Origin of the sequence: Kibdelosporangium aridum, assembly GCF_900176515.1 — a bacterium.
In the GTDB taxonomy this organism is placed as follows: domain Bacteria; phylum Actinomycetota; class Actinomycetes; order Mycobacteriales; family Pseudonocardiaceae; genus Kibdelosporangium; species Kibdelosporangium aridum.
Genome location: NZ_FWXV01000006.1, coordinates 423,613 through 438,493 on the forward strand (window position 1 = coordinate 423,613; position 14,881 = coordinate 438,493).

General features: G+C 66.7%; 16 protein-coding genes. 9 read left to right on the top strand and 7 right to left on the bottom strand.

Annotation, left to right across the window (positions count from 1 at the left end):
* The first annotated feature begins 163 nt into the window (after positions 1 to 163).
* Positions 164 to 1,075, top strand: a complete 912-nt coding sequence (locus B9C43_RS32425) for a LysR family transcriptional regulator (RefSeq protein WP_084430629.1) — start codon at positions 164 to 166, stop codon at positions 1,073 to 1,075.
* Here the strand turns inward: B9C43_RS32425 and B9C43_RS32430 are convergent.
* Positions 1,052 to 1,795: a hypothetical protein gene (locus B9C43_RS32430; protein ID WP_084430630.1), complete on the bottom strand. Its 744-nt coding sequence runs from the start codon at positions 1,793 to 1,795 to the stop codon at positions 1,052 to 1,054. The genes B9C43_RS32425 and B9C43_RS32430 overlap by 24 nt on opposite strands.
* Positions 1,796 to 1,859: 64 nt before the next feature.
* Here B9C43_RS32430 and B9C43_RS32435 point away from each other — a divergent pair, with 64 nt between their 5' ends.
* Both B9C43_RS32435 and ligA read left to right on the top strand, forming a co-directional pair.
* Positions 1,860 to 2,495: a hypothetical protein gene (locus tag B9C43_RS32435; protein WP_084430631.1), complete on the top strand. Its 636-nt coding sequence runs from the start codon at positions 1,860 to 1,862 to the stop codon at positions 2,493 to 2,495.
* 10 nt (positions 2,496 to 2,505) lie between these two features.
* Positions 2,506 to 4,629, top strand: a complete 2,124-nt coding sequence (gene ligA / locus B9C43_RS32440; protein ID WP_084430632.1) for an NAD-dependent DNA ligase LigA — start codon at positions 2,506 to 2,508, stop codon at positions 4,627 to 4,629.
* 38 nt (positions 4,630 to 4,667) lie between these two features.
* Here the strand turns inward: ligA and B9C43_RS32445 are convergent, their stop codons facing one another.
* The 4 genes from B9C43_RS32445 to B9C43_RS32460 all read right to left on the bottom strand — a co-directional run bounded on the left by B9C43_RS32445 (position 4,668) and on the right by B9C43_RS32460 (position 8,106).
* Positions 4,668 to 5,153: a DUF1203 domain-containing protein gene (locus B9C43_RS32445; RefSeq protein ID WP_084430633.1), complete on the bottom strand. Its 486-nt coding sequence runs from the start codon at positions 5,151 to 5,153 to the stop codon at positions 4,668 to 4,670.
* A gap of 13 nt (positions 5,154 to 5,166) precedes the next feature.
* Entirely contained in the window at positions 5,167 to 6,477 is a 1,311-nt protein-coding gene (locus B9C43_RS32450; RefSeq protein ID WP_084430634.1) for an MFS transporter, read from the bottom strand.
* Between the two features lie 106 nt (positions 6,478 to 6,583).
* On the bottom strand, positions 6,584 to 7,357 hold the full coding sequence (locus tag B9C43_RS32455) for an SDR family oxidoreductase (RefSeq protein ID WP_033380393.1): 774 nt from the start codon (positions 7,355 to 7,357) through the stop codon (positions 6,584 to 6,586).
* Positions 7,354 to 8,106: an SDR family oxidoreductase gene (locus tag B9C43_RS32460; protein WP_033380392.1), complete on the bottom strand. Its 753-nt coding sequence runs from the start codon at positions 8,104 to 8,106 to the stop codon at positions 7,354 to 7,356. The genes B9C43_RS32455 and B9C43_RS32460 overlap by 4 nt, the downstream gene beginning before the upstream one ends.
* A 51-nt stretch (positions 8,107 to 8,157) precedes the next feature.
* Between B9C43_RS32460 and B9C43_RS32465 the strand changes: the two genes are divergently transcribed.
* Positions 8,158 to 8,772: a TetR/AcrR family transcriptional regulator gene (locus B9C43_RS32465; RefSeq protein WP_033380391.1), complete on the top strand. Its 615-nt coding sequence runs from the start codon at positions 8,158 to 8,160 to the stop codon at positions 8,770 to 8,772.
* Between the two features lie 76 nt (positions 8,773 to 8,848).
* Here the strand turns inward: B9C43_RS32465 and B9C43_RS32470 are convergent, their stop codons facing one another.
* Positions 8,849 to 9,631 (bottom strand): enoyl-CoA hydratase-related protein, encoded by a 783-nt coding sequence (locus tag B9C43_RS32470; protein WP_084430635.1) that lies wholly within the window; start codon positions 9,629 to 9,631, stop codon positions 8,849 to 8,851.
* 98 nt (positions 9,632 to 9,729) lie between these two features.
* Here B9C43_RS32470 and B9C43_RS32475 point away from each other — a divergent pair, with 98 nt between their 5' ends.
* From B9C43_RS32475 to B9C43_RS32495, 5 genes are read left to right on the top strand one after another with little or no spacing between them, the layout of a single operon-like run.
* Complete coding sequence (locus B9C43_RS32475) at positions 9,730 to 10,320, top strand: TetR/AcrR family transcriptional regulator (RefSeq protein WP_084430636.1); 591 nt, start codon at positions 9,730 to 9,732, stop codon at positions 10,318 to 10,320.
* A gap of 20 nt (positions 10,321 to 10,340) precedes the next feature.
* A complete protein-coding gene (gene fabG, locus B9C43_RS32480; RefSeq protein WP_084430637.1) occupies positions 10,341 to 11,090 on the top strand; it encodes a 3-oxoacyl-ACP reductase FabG in 750 nt (249 codons plus the stop codon).
* Positions 11,091 to 11,099: 9 nt separating this feature from the next.
* Positions 11,100 to 11,552, top strand: coding sequence for a MaoC family dehydratase (locus tag B9C43_RS32485; RefSeq protein WP_033380387.1), 453 nt, complete (start codon positions 11,100 to 11,102; stop codon positions 11,550 to 11,552).
* Complete coding sequence (locus B9C43_RS32490; RefSeq protein ID WP_033380386.1) at positions 11,549 to 12,538, top strand: phosphotransferase family protein; 990 nt, start codon at positions 11,549 to 11,551, stop codon at positions 12,536 to 12,538. The genes B9C43_RS32485 and B9C43_RS32490 overlap by 4 nt, the downstream gene beginning before the upstream one ends.
* Positions 12,538 to 13,749, top strand: coding sequence for an acyl-CoA dehydrogenase family protein (locus tag B9C43_RS32495; protein WP_033380385.1), 1,212 nt, complete (start codon positions 12,538 to 12,540; stop codon positions 13,747 to 13,749). The genes B9C43_RS32490 and B9C43_RS32495 overlap by 1 nt, the downstream gene beginning before the upstream one ends.
* Positions 13,750 to 13,972: 223 nt before the next feature.
* Here the strand turns inward: B9C43_RS32495 and B9C43_RS32500 are convergent, their stop codons facing one another.
* On the bottom strand, positions 13,973 to 14,863 hold the full coding sequence (locus B9C43_RS32500) for an alpha/beta fold hydrolase (RefSeq protein ID WP_084430638.1): 891 nt from the start codon (positions 14,861 to 14,863) through the stop codon (positions 13,973 to 13,975).
* Between the last annotated feature and the right edge of the window lie 18 nt (positions 14,864 to 14,881).

Here is a 14,881-nt window from a genome sequence, read left to right on the forward strand (position 1 = left end):
AGTGGCCGTTGAGCCATCGTGAAGGCACCCTGCAGCCGCCACGCAGCCGCCGTGGGATCCAGTGTGAAGTTCGCTGAATTGCACTGCCGTTGTCCCGCGACCTACCCATGTGGACGTGCCTGTCGCGGTCGCATAGTGGACTCGGGAGTCATACCCTTTGGCTATGACTCCCGATCTGGAGTCGTTGCGTCTGCTGGTGCTGGTCGGGGAACTGGGCAGCATCGGCAGGGCGGCGGCCAAGCTGGGCATCGCGCAGCCCTCGGCGAGCAAGCGGCTGTCCAGCCTTGAGCGCAAGTTCGGGTTGGCCCTGGTCGACCGGACGCGTCGTGGGTCGGCGCTCACGCCGGACGGACGTGTGGTCACTGACTGGGCGAGACGTGTGCTCGACGAGCTGAACGTCCTGGTCACCGGGGCCGAGGCGCTGCGGTCGAGGCGTGCGGCCGAACTCCGCGTCGCGGCCAGCCTGACCGTCGCCGAACACCTTGCGCCGGGCTGGATCGGCGAGCTGCGCCGGTCCAGCAATGACCTTTATGTCGGTCTTGTCGTGACCAACTCCAGCTTGGTCTGCGATCTTGTCCGGGGTGGTGAGGTCGATCTCGGCTTTGTCGAGTCGCCGACCGTGCCAACCGAACTGTCCGCGCGCCGGGTTGCGACCGATCGGCTTGCCGTGGTCGTCCCGCCTGGTCATGCCTGGGCACGTCGCCGCAAACCACTCACCGCGGCGGAGCTGGCGGAGACTCCGCTGGTCGTCCGCGAGCACGGTTCCGGGACGCGGGAAACCTTGGAGCGAGCACTGCGTCGGGCCAAAGTGGGCGCGCTGCATCCCGTCGCCGAGCTCGGGTCGACGACAGCTGTGCGTAGTGCGGTCGTTGATGGCGCCGGACCTGCTGTCCTCAGTGTTCTCGCGGTCGACGCCGACCTGTCCGAGGGGCGTCTCGTCGAGGTTGCCGTGGACGGGCTGGATCTCCGCCGCCAACTTCGTGCGGTTTGGCCTGGTGGACGCCGCCTCCTCGGCTCAGCGGCCGAGTTGCTCGCCGTCGCGCTGCGGGCGTCAGGGACCGACCGCGATGGGTGATCCCGCGCCGGTGATGAGCACCCGTGCGCCCAGCGGCGAGCGAAGGGTGACCTCGAACGGGCGCATTTCGCTCCTGCCCGGCGCGCACGGCCGGGTGTTGCCCGCCGTCGCGTAAACCGTCACGGACGTCGCTGATTCCTTTGCCTCGCCTCGAAACACAGGCGGGCCGGAGCCTGGACACGGTTCCGGGCTGTGGAGCAAGGACACCGTTAGTTTCAGCCCGTCGAGCCGTGCGGGCGGCGTCTCCCAGGAGAACTGCGGGATTTTGCCGAGCTTCCAGAACGCGGTCGGCGTCAACGCGGGCCACTCGATGACCGGCGATGTGTCGAACCGCCAGACCGGCAGCGTCACGTCGCCACGATCGGTCTCGAACTGCGCGGAGGTCAGCGTTGCCTGCACGGCCGGGCCGCTGCGGTACGCACCCATCGCGGTCACGGCTTCGTCGGCGCTGATCGTTCGCAGTTCAGCCGGGCCGTCCGGCAGCGTGACGGCCATCGTCGCTGGTGGCGTGGGCGCCGACGCCAGCGTCACGCTCATCCCCGGCTTCGGCAGCGGATCGAGCAGCACGATCGGCCGAGGTTTGCTGTCGACGGGGAATGCGGTCCAGTCCAGGTCCGGGTGCGTCACACTCGCCGTCTGCGGCGACACGGGCGGTCGCTGCGAAGACTCCGTACATCCGGCGAGCACGAGCACCGGCACCATCAACCAGATCGTGCGCACGGACCACCCCCAGGAAATCTCGTTCTCCAAGTGGACGTGTCCGGGGACGGCTAGGTTGTCGTGAGTGAAGTGGTTCAGGCGACGTCATCCCGAGCCCGCGCCTCAGTGTGATCCCGCCGAGGCGGCGGCCGAGTTCTGGCGCGGATGGGTCGAGCTGCTGCCTTCCGTCAGCGCCGCGTTGGGCGACAAGGAGCCGAACCGGGTCGAGAACGACCTGTGCGAGCTCGTTGCCGTCGTGCACCCTGAACTGCACTTCTCGCTCGAACGTGGCCAGCGCGCCATCTACGCCCTGGTCATCTCCGGTCAGGAGGACCCCAGGCTGCGGCCGTTCACCGACGCCTGGAAGGCCGCCGCGCCGCCCGAAGACGCGATCTGGGAGTACCACGACTCTGTTCCGCCCGTGCCCGATCCGACTGAGGTGACCGTCAACCTGGGCATCCATCGCATCCCGCTCGCGGACGTCCGGGTCGCGGTGCAGGTGGACGAGGCCGAGGGCGTCGTCGACGTCGCGGTGCACCACCCGCAGTTCGCCGAGCTCGATCAGGCGGCACGTGAGGCGCTGACATACCTCCCGCTCGACGCCACTCTCGGTGAGCGGCTGGCGGCCGAACGACTCCGTCGGGTGGAGACCGCCGAGGCGGAACCCCAAGGTGCGATCGGCCTGCTGGAGCTGCGCGAAATTGTCAGGGGCCTCGGCTAGTCTCCGGAGCGTGACCAGCACTGACGATGCCGAAGGCCTCGAAGACGTACCGGGCGACGCCCGCACGCGCCACGCGGAGCTAGCCGAGGAGATCCGCGGCCACCAGTTCCGCTATTACGTGCTGGATTCGCCAACCGTCAGCGACGCTGAGTTCGACAAACTGCTGCGTGAGCTGGAGTCGCTCGAGGAGCAGCACCCCGCCCTCGCCACGCCCGACTCGCCGACCCAGCAGGTCGGCGGCACGTTCTCGACCGAGTTCACCGCGGTCGACCACCTCGAACGCATGCTCAGCCTGGACAACGCGTTCAACGCCGACGAGATGAACGCGTGGTTCGACCGGGTCGCCAAGGAGGTCGGTGACGCCGCGCACTACTTGTGCGAGCTGAAGATCGACGGCCTCGCGATCAACTTGCTGTACGAGAACGGCCGCCTGGTCAGGGGTCTGACCAGGGGCGATGGACGCACAGGCGAGGACGTCACGCTGAACGTGCGCACGCTGCAGGGCGTGCCCGAGGTGCTGACCGGCACGGATGAGTACCCGGTGCCGAAGCTGGTCGAAGTCCGCGGCGAGGTCTTCTTCCGCGTCGAGGACTTCCTGGAGCTCAACGCCAAGCAGGCCGAGGCCGGCAAGCAGGTGTACGCCAACCCGCGCAACACCGCGGCGGGCTCGTTGCGGCAGAAGGACCCGAGCATCACCGCGAGCCGCAAGCTCCGGCTGATCTGCCACGGCCTCGGCAAGCGCGACGGCTTCGAGCCGGACCGGCAGTCCCACTCGTACGAGGCGCTGCAGGCGTGGGGCCTGCCCGTGTCGACGCACACCAAGGTGCTGTCCACGCACAAAGAGGTCAACGACTTCATCAAGTACTGGGAAGACCACCGGCACGACGCCGAACACGAGATCGACGGCATCGTGATCAAGGTCGACGAGGTGCCGCTGCAACGGCGGCTCGGCACCACGTCACGAGCACCGCGCTGGGCGATCGCGTTCAAGTACCCGCCGGAAGAGGTCACCACCAAGCTGCTCGACATCCGCGTCAACGTCGGCCGGACCGGCCGCGTGACTCCTTATGCCGTCACCGAGCCGGTGTCGGTCGCGGGTTCGACGGTCGCACGGGCGACGTTGCACAACGCCAGCGAGGTCAAGCGCAAGGGCGTGCTGATCGGTGACCGCATCATCCTGCGCAAAGCCGGTGACGTCATCCCCGAGATCCTCGGGCCGGTCGTCGACGCACGCACAGGCGACGAACGTGAATTCGTGATGCCGGTGTCGTGCCCGGAATGCGGCACGCTCTTGCGCCCAGAGAAGGAATCGGACGTCGACATCCGCTGTCCGAACGGCCAGTTCTGCCCGGGCCAGCTGCGTGAGCGCCTCGACTACATCGGCAGCCGGAGCGCGCTGGACATCGAGGTCCTCGGCTACGAAAGTGCCGCCGCGCTGGTCAACTCGGACGTCTACGAGAACGAGGCAGACCTGTTCGACCTGGGCGAGGAGGAGCTCAAGCAGGTCGAGTTGTTCCGGACGATCTCCGGTGAGCTGTCCCAGAACGGCGCCAAACTGGCCGCGAACCTGCAGGCGGCGAAGGAACGTCCACTCTGGAGAGTCCTGGTCGCGCTCTCGATCCGGCACGTCGGGCCAACCGCTGCTCGCGCGTTGGCAATGGAGTTCGGCTCCCTCGACCGGATCTTCTCGGCAACCGAGGAGGAACTCGCCGCAGCCGAAGGCGTCGGCCCGACGATCGTGACGGCACTGCAGGACTGGTGGGCCGTCGAGTGGCACCGCGACGTGGTCGAGCGCTGGCGTCAGGCCGGTGTGAAGATGGAGGACGAACGCGACGACTCCGTGCCACGCAACCTCCAAGGCTTGTCCATTGTGGTCACCGGAACCCTGCCGACCCTGTCCCGTGACGAGGCGAAGGAAGCCATCATCGCCCGCGGCGGCAAGGCTGTTGGGTCGGTGTCGAAGAAGACGTCGTTCGTGGTCGTCGGCGACTCACCGGGCTCGAAGTACGACAAGGCCGTTCAGCTGAAGGTGCCGATCCTGGACGAGGACGGCTTCCGGGTCCTGCTCGACCAGGGCCCAGAAGCCGCCACCGAAGTAGCCACCATCGGGGGCGGCGAGGACGAAGAGGCCTGACCCCGATGCGCGAAATCGCGTCGCCCCAACCACCTTCGCTAGCGACCGGCAGAACCATCGCGTGACGTTGCCAGGAAATGGAAGCAGCCTGCTTCCTGACTCCGGACATGCACGAAAGCCACTTCCGGCTGGCTCAGCACGTCCTTCAGCGCGGCCTCGTGGTCGTCCTCGTTGCCCAGGAAAGTGATGTGGTCATAGGCCCGGGCGCCGGTGTGGTCAAAGGGGTTCAGGATCGCTTTGCTGCGCAGGTGTGATGCGGGGTACTGGTCCGTGGCCGAGTACCCCGCACACGCCTCGTAGTGCACGAACACCGGTCCCGCCTCCATCCACGGACTCGCCGAGTCCCAAGGCGAGTAGCAGATCAGCGCGATGTCCTCGTCCTGCGATGCCTTGCGCAGGCAGCAGCGCAGCGGCTCCCAGCCCTCCGCCACGCGCAACTGCCACTTGTTGCCGAACTCGTCCTTGCCTTCTTCCCGCATTGCTTCCAGTCGCTCCACCGGGATCGCCGTGTACTGAATCTCCATGGCTCAAGCGTGCTCAGGAGCGCCGTTCTGTGCTGGCGGTTTCCGGACTCCGCATCCGGGCTCGTCGCGCCAGGACCGCGATGGAGAACAAGGCGACCACGGCCAGGACGATGATGTACGCCGACACCGACAGCGATGTGCCGGTCGACTCCAGCAACAACACCATGATGAACGGCGCCAGCCCGCCGCCGAGGACCGCGCTGATCTGGTAGCCGAGGGACGCGCCGGTGTACCGCATCTCCGGGGTGAACAGTTCCGCGAACAGCGCGGCTTGTGGGCCGTACATGATGCCGAGGAACGTGCTCGCGATGAAGCTGCTGACGGTGATCGCGAAGTAGTTGCCAGTGTCTATGAGCAGGAACATCGGTATTGCCCAGATCATTATCCCGACAGCGCCGAACGCGTAGATCCGGATACGTGGCACGCTGTCCGACAGCTTCGCCGCCAGCGGGATCACTACGAATTGGGTGAGGCTGACCAGGATCGTGATCGTCAGCACGGGACCGCGCGGCAAACCGAGATGCCGCGTGGCGTAGTCGAGCACCCCGGTGAGCAGGATGTAGAACGTCGCCGTGTTCACCGCGAACGAGCCACCGGCGAGCAACACTGTGCCGAGGTGCTTGCGCAGAACCACGCGCAACGGTGATCCACGATGCTCCTCGGCGGCCATTTTTGCTTCCGCGGCACGGAATTCCGGCGTCTCCTCGACCCTGGTGTGGATGAACCATGCCAGCACCAGCACGAAAATGCCGACCAGGAAAGGAATTCGCCAGCCCCACGACGCGAAGCCGGAACCAGTCACCTGAACCGCGAGCAGGAACACAGTGTTCGCCAGCACGACTCCAATAGGGACACCGAGCTGGACGAAACTGCTGTAGAGGCCACGCTTTCCTGCCGGCGCGTACTCTGCCGCCAGCAGCATCGCGCCACCCCACTGCGCACCGACCGCGAGCCCTTGCAGAACTCGCAGCACCACCAGCAGAATCGGCGCCATGATGCCGATCGACTGGTAGGTCGGCAGCAGGCCGATCGCCGTCGTCGACAGGCTCATGATCACCAATGCGGCCACCAGCATCGGCTTACGGCCGCGCTTGTCGCCCAACTGACCTGCGATGATCCCGCCGATCGGGCGGGCGGCGAAGCCGACTGCGAACGTCGCGAACGAAGCGAGCACTCCGGCGACGGGGTCGTCCGCCGGGTAGAACTGGCGGCCGAACACAAGTGCGGCCGCCACGCCGAAGATGAAGTAGTCGTACCACTCGACTGCCGCCGCCAGGCCTGCCGCTGTCGCGATCCTCCGCCGATGCCGGACGTCGTTGTCCATGAGCCTCAACCTCGCTGAAGAAGTAGGGGCTTGCGTCGTCTGAAGTTAGCAACCGCTTAGTATGCCGTCAACGGACGCATGCGGAAGTCGTTACAGCACAGACAAGTCAGAGCTCTTCGAGTTTGCGCTGGAGCTTGTTCATCCCGCCGATCCAGCGGTCGTTCTGGGTGGCGCGGGCCGCGTAGTACTCGGCGACCTCCGGGTGCGGCAGGATCAGGAACGAATCTCCGGCCAGTGCCTTGACCACTGTGTCCACGACCTGCTCCGCGGTGATCGCGGTCGGCCCCATCAGGAACTTGCCGCCCGGACCGGTTTTCTCCAGCATCTCGGTACGGACCCCTTGCGGGCAAATGGCTTGTACACCGATCCCGCGATGCTTGTACGTCGCCAGCAGCCATTCCGCGAAGGCCAAGGCGCCGTGCTTGGTGACCGAATAGGACGCTGAGCCAAGGCTGGTGAGCAGCCCCGCCGCGGACACGGTCGCCAGGAAGTGCCCACGGCCACGCTCAAGCCACGCGGGCAGCAGCGCGCGGGCCGCGCGGACGTGTGCCATCACGTTGATGTCCCACGTGCGCGCCCAGTCTTCCTCCGGTGCGTCCGCCCCGCCCAGCGGCGCGATTCCGGCGTTGGCGCAGAACATGTCGATCTCGCCGAGCGCCGAACGGGCTGCGTCAACAAGCCGGGCGACGCCTTCCTCGCTCGCCGCGTCCCCGACGACCGCGGTGGCGCCGAGTTCCGACGCGACTGAGGAAACCGCATCGTCCACATCGGCCAGAACCAGGCGGGCTCCCTCGGCGGAGAACCGGCGGGCCAGCGCCGCGCCGATGCCGCGGCCCGCGCCGGTGATGACGACGCCGGAGTCCTTCAGTGTGAAGCTCACAGGCCACCGCCCAGCGTGATGCCGCCGTCGAGGGTCAGTGTCTGCCCGGTGATCCAGCTGGCCTCGTCGGACAGCAGGAACGCGACCGCGCTGGCGATGTCGCTCGGCACACCGAGCCGCTTCAGCGGGTAGAAGTTCGCCACCGCTTCCTCGTTGTCCTGGACCAGTGCCTCGGCGAACTTCGTCTTCACGATCGCGGGCGCGACCGCGTTCACCCGGATGCCCGGGCTCAGGTCGACGGCCAGTTCCATGGTCAGCCTGATCAGGGCCGCCTTGCTCACGCCGTACATGCCGATACCGGGCGAGGCGCGCAGGCCGGCGATCGACGCCACGTTCACGATCGACCCGCCGTGCTCGCCCATCCACGCGTCGCGTGCCTTGCGGGTCCACGCGAGCGGCGCGAGCACGTTCACACCGAGGATCTTGGCCGCCGCGCCCGCGTCGATGTCCACGATCGGGCCGAACACCGGGTTGATGCCGGTGTTGTTGACCAGCATGTCCACCCGGCCGAAGGCCTCCATCGTCCGGGCGATCGCCTCGTCCTGGTGTGCGGCGTCATCCGCCTTGCCGGGTACGAAGATCGCCCGATCCGGCCCGCCGAGCTGGCTGGCGGCCTCTTCGAGCGCCTCCGGCTTGCGCGCGGTGATGCACACCTTCGCGCCGCGCTCGGTCAGTTCCTTCGCGATGCCGAAGCCGATGCCGCGACTGGCACCGGTGACGATCGCCACCCGGTCCTTGAACGACGTCACGAGTGCCGTCCTTTCCTAAGCACGCGCTTAGCGTGCGACTACTGTTTGGCTATGACGATGTCGCAGCCCGCCGACCTGTGGCCGGACGTCAAACCGGACGCTGCCCGACGGCTGATGTTCGCCGCGGTCGAATCCTTCGCCAAGGTCGGCTTCCACGCCACCACGACGAGGGACATCGCCACTGCCGCCGGGATGAGCCCGGCGGCGTTGTACGTGCACTTCCCGTCCAAGACTGCCCTGCTGTTCGAGATCAGCCGCACCGGCCACGAGCGGGTGCTCACGCTGGTCCAGGACGTGATCGACCAGGGCGATCCACCCGTTGACCGGATGCGCCTGCTGGTCGAGAGGTTCGTCGAATGGCACGCCAAGCGCCACATCGTGGCCCGTGTCGTGCAGTACGAGTTGGGGGCGCTGCCCGAGCACGAGTACACGGTCGTGGCGGGCTTGCGGCGCCGGATCGAGCAGGCCGTCCAGTCGTTGATCACCGACGGCGTGCGGGCCGGGGTCTTTTCGGTCCCTGACGAGAAGGTTGCCGCGCGAGCCGTGCTGTCACTGGGCATCGACGTGGCGCGGTGGTACAGCGAGCGGGCGCGCAAAACACCGAGGGCGCTCGGGCGTGAGTACGCCACCCTCGTGCTGCGCATGCTGGGTTCCTCCGCGGAGTAAGCAGTTCTCGTTGTCCAGTAGACATACCAGCTGGTATGCGAATCTGCATACTAAGCGGTTGCTTAGCTCACACCATTCACGAGGGGTATGGCGGGAACTCCGGCGGGCGCCGCTCCAGCCAGCTCACCACGCCTTCTTTGGCCTCCGGGTGCAGGAACGACTCGGCCATCAGCTCGGCCGCCCGATCACCCGACTCGGCCAGCGGGATCGCCGCCTCGTCGAGGATCTGCCGCTTCATCACGGCCATGGACCGCGGGGCGCTGTAGGTGGCCAGCTCGGACGCGTACGCCTTGGTCGCGGCGAGCAACTCCTCCGCCGGGTAAACCTCCTGGACCAGGCCGTATGACAACGCGTCCTCGGCGACGAACGTCCGGCCGGACAGCAGCAGGTCCATCGCGCGGCCCCGGCCGACCAGGTCGGGCAGCAGCTGGGCGATCCCGTACTCGGCGATCAGGCCGCGCCGCGCGAACGCGGTGGTGAACTTCGCCCCGGCCGCTGCGAACCGGACGTCGGCCGTGCAGGCGATGACGAAGCCGAGACCGGCACAGCCGCCGTTGATCGCGGCGATCACGGGCTTGCCGACGAAAGCCGCCGACAGCACGTACTCGACCTGGAAGTCGATGCCGCCTTCGGGGATGTCGTCGGCGAGGACGTCGAGGTCAGCGCCGGGGCAGAAGGAGTTGCCCGCGCCGGTGACAACGATGGCACGCACGCCCGTGTCGGCTTCCAGTATCCGCAGGACCTCGCCGTACCGGCGTTCCATCGCCAGGTTCATCGCGTTGTTGCGGTCCGGCCGGTCGAACGTCACCGTCGCCACGCCGGAGTCCACCGAGTAGCGCACGCCGTCCTCGAGTGTCATGTCGACATGCTAAGCGGTTGCTTAGGTCACGTCGAGGTTTGACGAGGACATACCGAGCGGTATGGTTGCCGTGTCTGGGAATACGGAGGTAGCCGACGATGGCACGCAGGCCAGTCAACACCGCGTCCGGAGTGGACGACCGGTTGCTTGCCGAGGCCACGAAGCTGTTCGCCAAGCAGGGCTTCGACCGCACGTCGGTCCAGGAGATCGTCGAGGCCGCAGGCGTCACCAAGGGCGCGATGTACCACTACTTCGGCTCGAAGGACGACCTGCTGCACGAGATCTACGGCCGGGTGCTGCGCGAGCAGACCTGCCGGCTGGAGAAGTTCGCGGCCAGCGAGGCACCGGCGGCCGAGCGGGTCAGGGGCGCTGCGGCCGACGTCGTCGTCACCACCATCGAGAACCTGGACGATTTCAAGATCTTCTCGCAGTCCATGCACCACCTCAGCCCGGCCAAGCAACGGGCCGTGCGGGCCGAGCGCCGCAAGTACCACGAGCGGTTCCGTTCCCTGGTCGAGGAAGGCCAGCGCGCGGGCGATTTCCGTGACGACGTGCCCGCTGACCTGGTCGTGGACTACTTCTTTGGCTCCGTGCACCACCTCGGCGTCTGGTACCGGCGCAACGGCAGGCTTTCGCCGGCCCAGATCGCCGATCACTACGCAGATCTGCTGCTCACCTCGCTGCGCTAACACCTTCTGGAGGAGACTCAATGACCAAGGTCGCGATCGTCACCGGTGCCGCGCGCGGCATCGGTGCGGCCGTCGCACGCAGGCTGGTAGCCGACGGGTTCGCCGTCGCGTTGCTCGACCTCGACGAGGCAGGCGTCAAGGAAGGCGCCGCCGCGATCACGGCCGAGGGTGGCAAGGCGATCGGCCTTGGCGTCGACGTCAGTGACACCGAGCAGGTGGAGGCGTGCGTCACCCGGATCGCCGACGAGCTCGGCCCGCCGGTCGTGCTGGTCAACAACGCCGGGATCACCAGGGACAACCTGCTGTTCAAGATGACCGACCAAGACTGGGACTCGGTGATCGGCGTCCACCTGCGTGGCTCGTTCGTGATGAGCCGCGCGGCGCAGAAGTACATGACCGAGGCCAAGTGGGGCCGGATCGTCAACCTGTCCAGCACGTCCGCGCTGGGCAACCGCGGCCAGGCCAACTACTCCGCGGCCAAGGCGGGCCTGCAGGGCTTCACCAAGACGCTGGCGATCGAACTGGGCAAGTTCGGTGTCACGGTCAACGCGATCGCGCCGGGCTTCATCGCCACCGACATGACCGCGGCGACCGCCGAGCGGCTCGGGATCTCCTTCGAGGACATGAAGGCGGGCGCGGCGTCGCAGATCCCGGTCGGCCGGGTCGGCGAGCCGGAGGACATCGCGCACCTGGTGTCTTACTTCGTCAGCGAGGGCGCCGGGTTCGTGTCGGGACAGGTCGTGTACGCGGCCGGCGGGCCACAGGACTGAGGAGGGCACATGCGGGTTTTCAAGGACGTCGACGAGCTCGCGGCCGCGAAGGGCGAGGTGCTCGGCACGGGTGAGTGGCGCGAGATCACCCAGGAGGCCGTGAACATGTTCGCCGACGCGACCGGCGACCACCAGTGGATCCACGTGGACGTGGAGAAGGCGAAAGCCGGTCCGTTCGGTGGCCCGATCGCGCACGGCTACATGACGCTGTCGCTGATCCCGGTGCTGGTCAGGGACATCTACAAGATCGAGAACGTGGCCATGGTGGTGAACTACGGCTCCAACAAGGTCCGGTTCCCCTCGCCGGTCCGGGTCGGCGCCAGGGTGCGTGCCACGTCGGAACTGCTGGACATCACGGACGTCCAGGGTGGCAAGCAGGCCGTCACCAAGGTCACCGTCGAGATCGAGGGCAGCGACAAGCCCGCGTGCGTCGCCGAGATCGTCAGCAGGATCGTTTCATGAGCCTCCCGGGACTGGATCTTGAGAAGCTGCGCGGCAAGCTGGGTGACGGGCCGCTGTCGGCGGAGCTCGTCGAAGGCGGCCGTTCGAATCTGACCTATGTGGTCACTGACGGCACTCAGAAATGGGTGGTCCGAAGGCCTCCGCTCGGGCATGTGCTGCCGACCGCGCATGACATGGCGCGTGAGTACCGTGTGATCACGGCGTTGAAGGACACCAAGGTTCCGGTGCCGGGTACGTTGTTCCTTTGCCAGGACACCGAAGTGCTCGGTGCGCCCTTCTATGTCATGGAGTTCATGCCCGGGGTTCCGTATCGCAGCAGGGAAGAACTCGGCAAGCTCGGTCCGGAAAGGACACGGGTGATCGCGCTGAACCTGATCGACACCCTGGCCGACTTGCACGCCGTGGATCCCGTATCGGTAGGGCTCGGTGACTTCGGACGCCCGGAGGGGTACCTGGAGCGTCAGCTTCGCCGGTGGGGCAAGCAGCTGGACGCGTCGCGCAGCCGTGACCTGCCTGGCATCGACCGGTTGCACGATCGCCTGGCTGAACGGCTGCCTTCGTCAACCGAGGCGACGATCCTGCACGGTGACTACCGGCTGGACAACACGCTGGTGCTCGACGACAAGATCACCGCTGTGCTCGACTGGGAAATGTCCACTTTGGGCGACCCGCTCGCCGATCTCGGCCTCACGGTCGCGTACGCCACCCGCGAGGCGCCGGACGACTCGGTGATCGCGAACGTCAGCGGCGCGCCCGGCTACCCGAGCACGGACGAGGTGATCGACCACTACGCCAAGCGCACCGGCCGCGATGTGTCCAACTTGGACTGGTACATCGCCTTCTCGTTCTTCAAGCTCGCGGTGATCACCGAGGGCATCTACTTCCGGTTCAGCCAAGGCAAGACCGTGGGGCACGGCTTCGAACAGGTCGGCGCGCTCGTCGAACCGGTCGTCGCACAGGGCAACGCCACCCTCAAGGAGAACTGATGGACTTCGGCTACGACGCCCGCACCGAGGAACTTCGCGAGCGGCTCAACGCGTTCATGGACGAGTTCGTCTACCCGGCCGAGCCGGTGTTCGACTCGCAGATGGCTTCGGCGCGGGACCCCTGGGGAATCCCGCCGATCGTGGAGGAGTTGAAGGCCGAAGCACGCAAGCGCGGCCTGTGGAACTTCTTCCTGCCAGGAGAACACGGCGCGGGCCTGACAAACCTGCAGTACGCGCCGCTCGCGGAGATCACCGGCCGCAGCCCGCACCTCGCCCCACCGGCGCTGAACTGCGCGGCCCCGGACACCGGCAACATGGAAGTGCTGGCGATGTTCGGCACCGAGCAGCAGCAGAAGCAGTGGCTGAACCCGTTGCTGGAAGGCGAGATCCGCTCGGCGTTCGCGATGACGGAGCCGGACGTGGCGTCGTCGGACGCGCGCAACATCGCGACCCGGATCACCCGCGACGGCAGCGACTACGTGATCAACGGCCGGAAGTGGTACATCTCCGGCGCGATGAACCCGCGTTGCCAGATCTTCATCGTGATGGGCAAGACGGACCCGGAAGGCGAGCCGCACCGGCAGCAGAGCATGATCCTCGTCCCGCGTGACACACCCGGGATGACGATCAAGCGAGGAATGCACGTCTTCGGCTACACCGACGGAGACCACGGCGGCCACGCCGAGATCGAGTTCAACGACGTGCGCGTGCCGGCGGAAAACCTGATCGGTGAGGAAGGCAGCGGCTTCGCGATCGCGCAAGCACGACTGGGCCCCGGCCGGATCCACCACTGCATGCGCCTGATCGGCATGGCGGAGCGCGCGATCGAGTTGATGTGCAAGCGGACAGTGTCCCGCTCAGCCTTCGGCAAACCCATCGCACAGCAAGGCGTCGTGCAGGACTGGATCGCCGAGTCGCGGGTCCGGGTCGAGCAGCTGAGGCTCTTGGTGCTCAAGACCGCATGGCTGATGGACACCGTGGGCAACCAGGGCGCGCACACCGAGATCCAGTCGATCAAGATCGCGACCCCGATTCAGGTCGAGTGGATTCTGGACAAGGCGATTCAGGCACATGGCGCTGGCGGCGTCAGCCAGGACACGCCTTTGGCCGGACTTTGGGCTCACGCTCGGACTTTGCGTCTGGCCGATGGTCCGGATGAGGTGCACAAGCGCTCCCTCGCCCGCCGGGAGCTGGCCAAGTACATCGGCTGAGCGACCGGAGCGAAGGGATCACCGGCAAATCCAGTTGTCCACAACCGGCCGGTAATCCTTTGACCTGCCCATATCCCCGATAGACTGGCCAGGGGACGCCCCCCCGGGAGTGGTGGGGGTGTCCTTTGGTTGGGGTTGGGCGTCCGCCGAAGTCCGGCTTGTGCTCAGGTAGGCAGGATCGTCTGCGGCGCGGGCATCAGGAGTCGCCTGGTCACTTGTGGGCTCAGGCGGGTTTTTCCGCGCTGTGCACCAGATCGGCGATGTGGTTGGCGATCGTGCACCAGAGCTCACGCGGCAGGTTGTGTCCCATCCCTTCGAAGATCACCAGCTTCGAGCCTGGGATTGCCGCCGCCGTCGCGCGACCGCCTTCCACGGACGGGTCGGCGCTGCCGTGCAGCACCAGCGTCGGCACCTTCACGTGCTTCAGCTTCTCCGTCCGATCGCCATAAGCAAGCACCGAAATGCCCTGTCGGGGGAACGCACCCGGATCATGGCCTCGGTCGTACGCGAGCGCCGTCGTCGCGCGGACGGTCGATTCGTCAAAAGGGAACCCCGGGGACGACGCGGTCAGCCGCGTGGCCTTGACCATCCAGTCGATGTAGCCCTCTCGGTCTTCCGCGGGTTTGCCGAGGCTGGCGAGTGCGCTGAGGTCGGCCTGACCTACCTTTGGGTCTCCGGTGTTGGATGAGATCGACGTCAGCGACCGCACCCGGAACGGGTGCTCGATCGCCACCGTCTGCGCGATCATTCCGCCCAGCGATTGCCCTACCAGGTGCGCACTGTCCAGGTCGAGCGCGTCGAGGAGGCCTACGGTGTCGTCGGCCATGTCGGCCAGGGTGTACGACGCTGACGAGAAGTCGCCGTTCAGTGCTGCTGCGAAATCGGGTACGGGTGCGTCGCGGAAATGTGTTGAGCGGCCTGCGTCTCGGTTGTCGAAACGGATCACGTGCAGGCCTCTGGCGATCAGTTCCGAGCAGAAGCCGTCCGGCCAGTGGATCATCTGGGCGTTGCCGCCCATGATCAGCAGTACCGGGGGATCTGCCGGATCGCCGAAACGCTGGTACGCGATCTCGATTCCGGTTGGGCCGACGTTCACCGCGGTCTCTTCTCGCACAATCCGAAAGGCTAACTT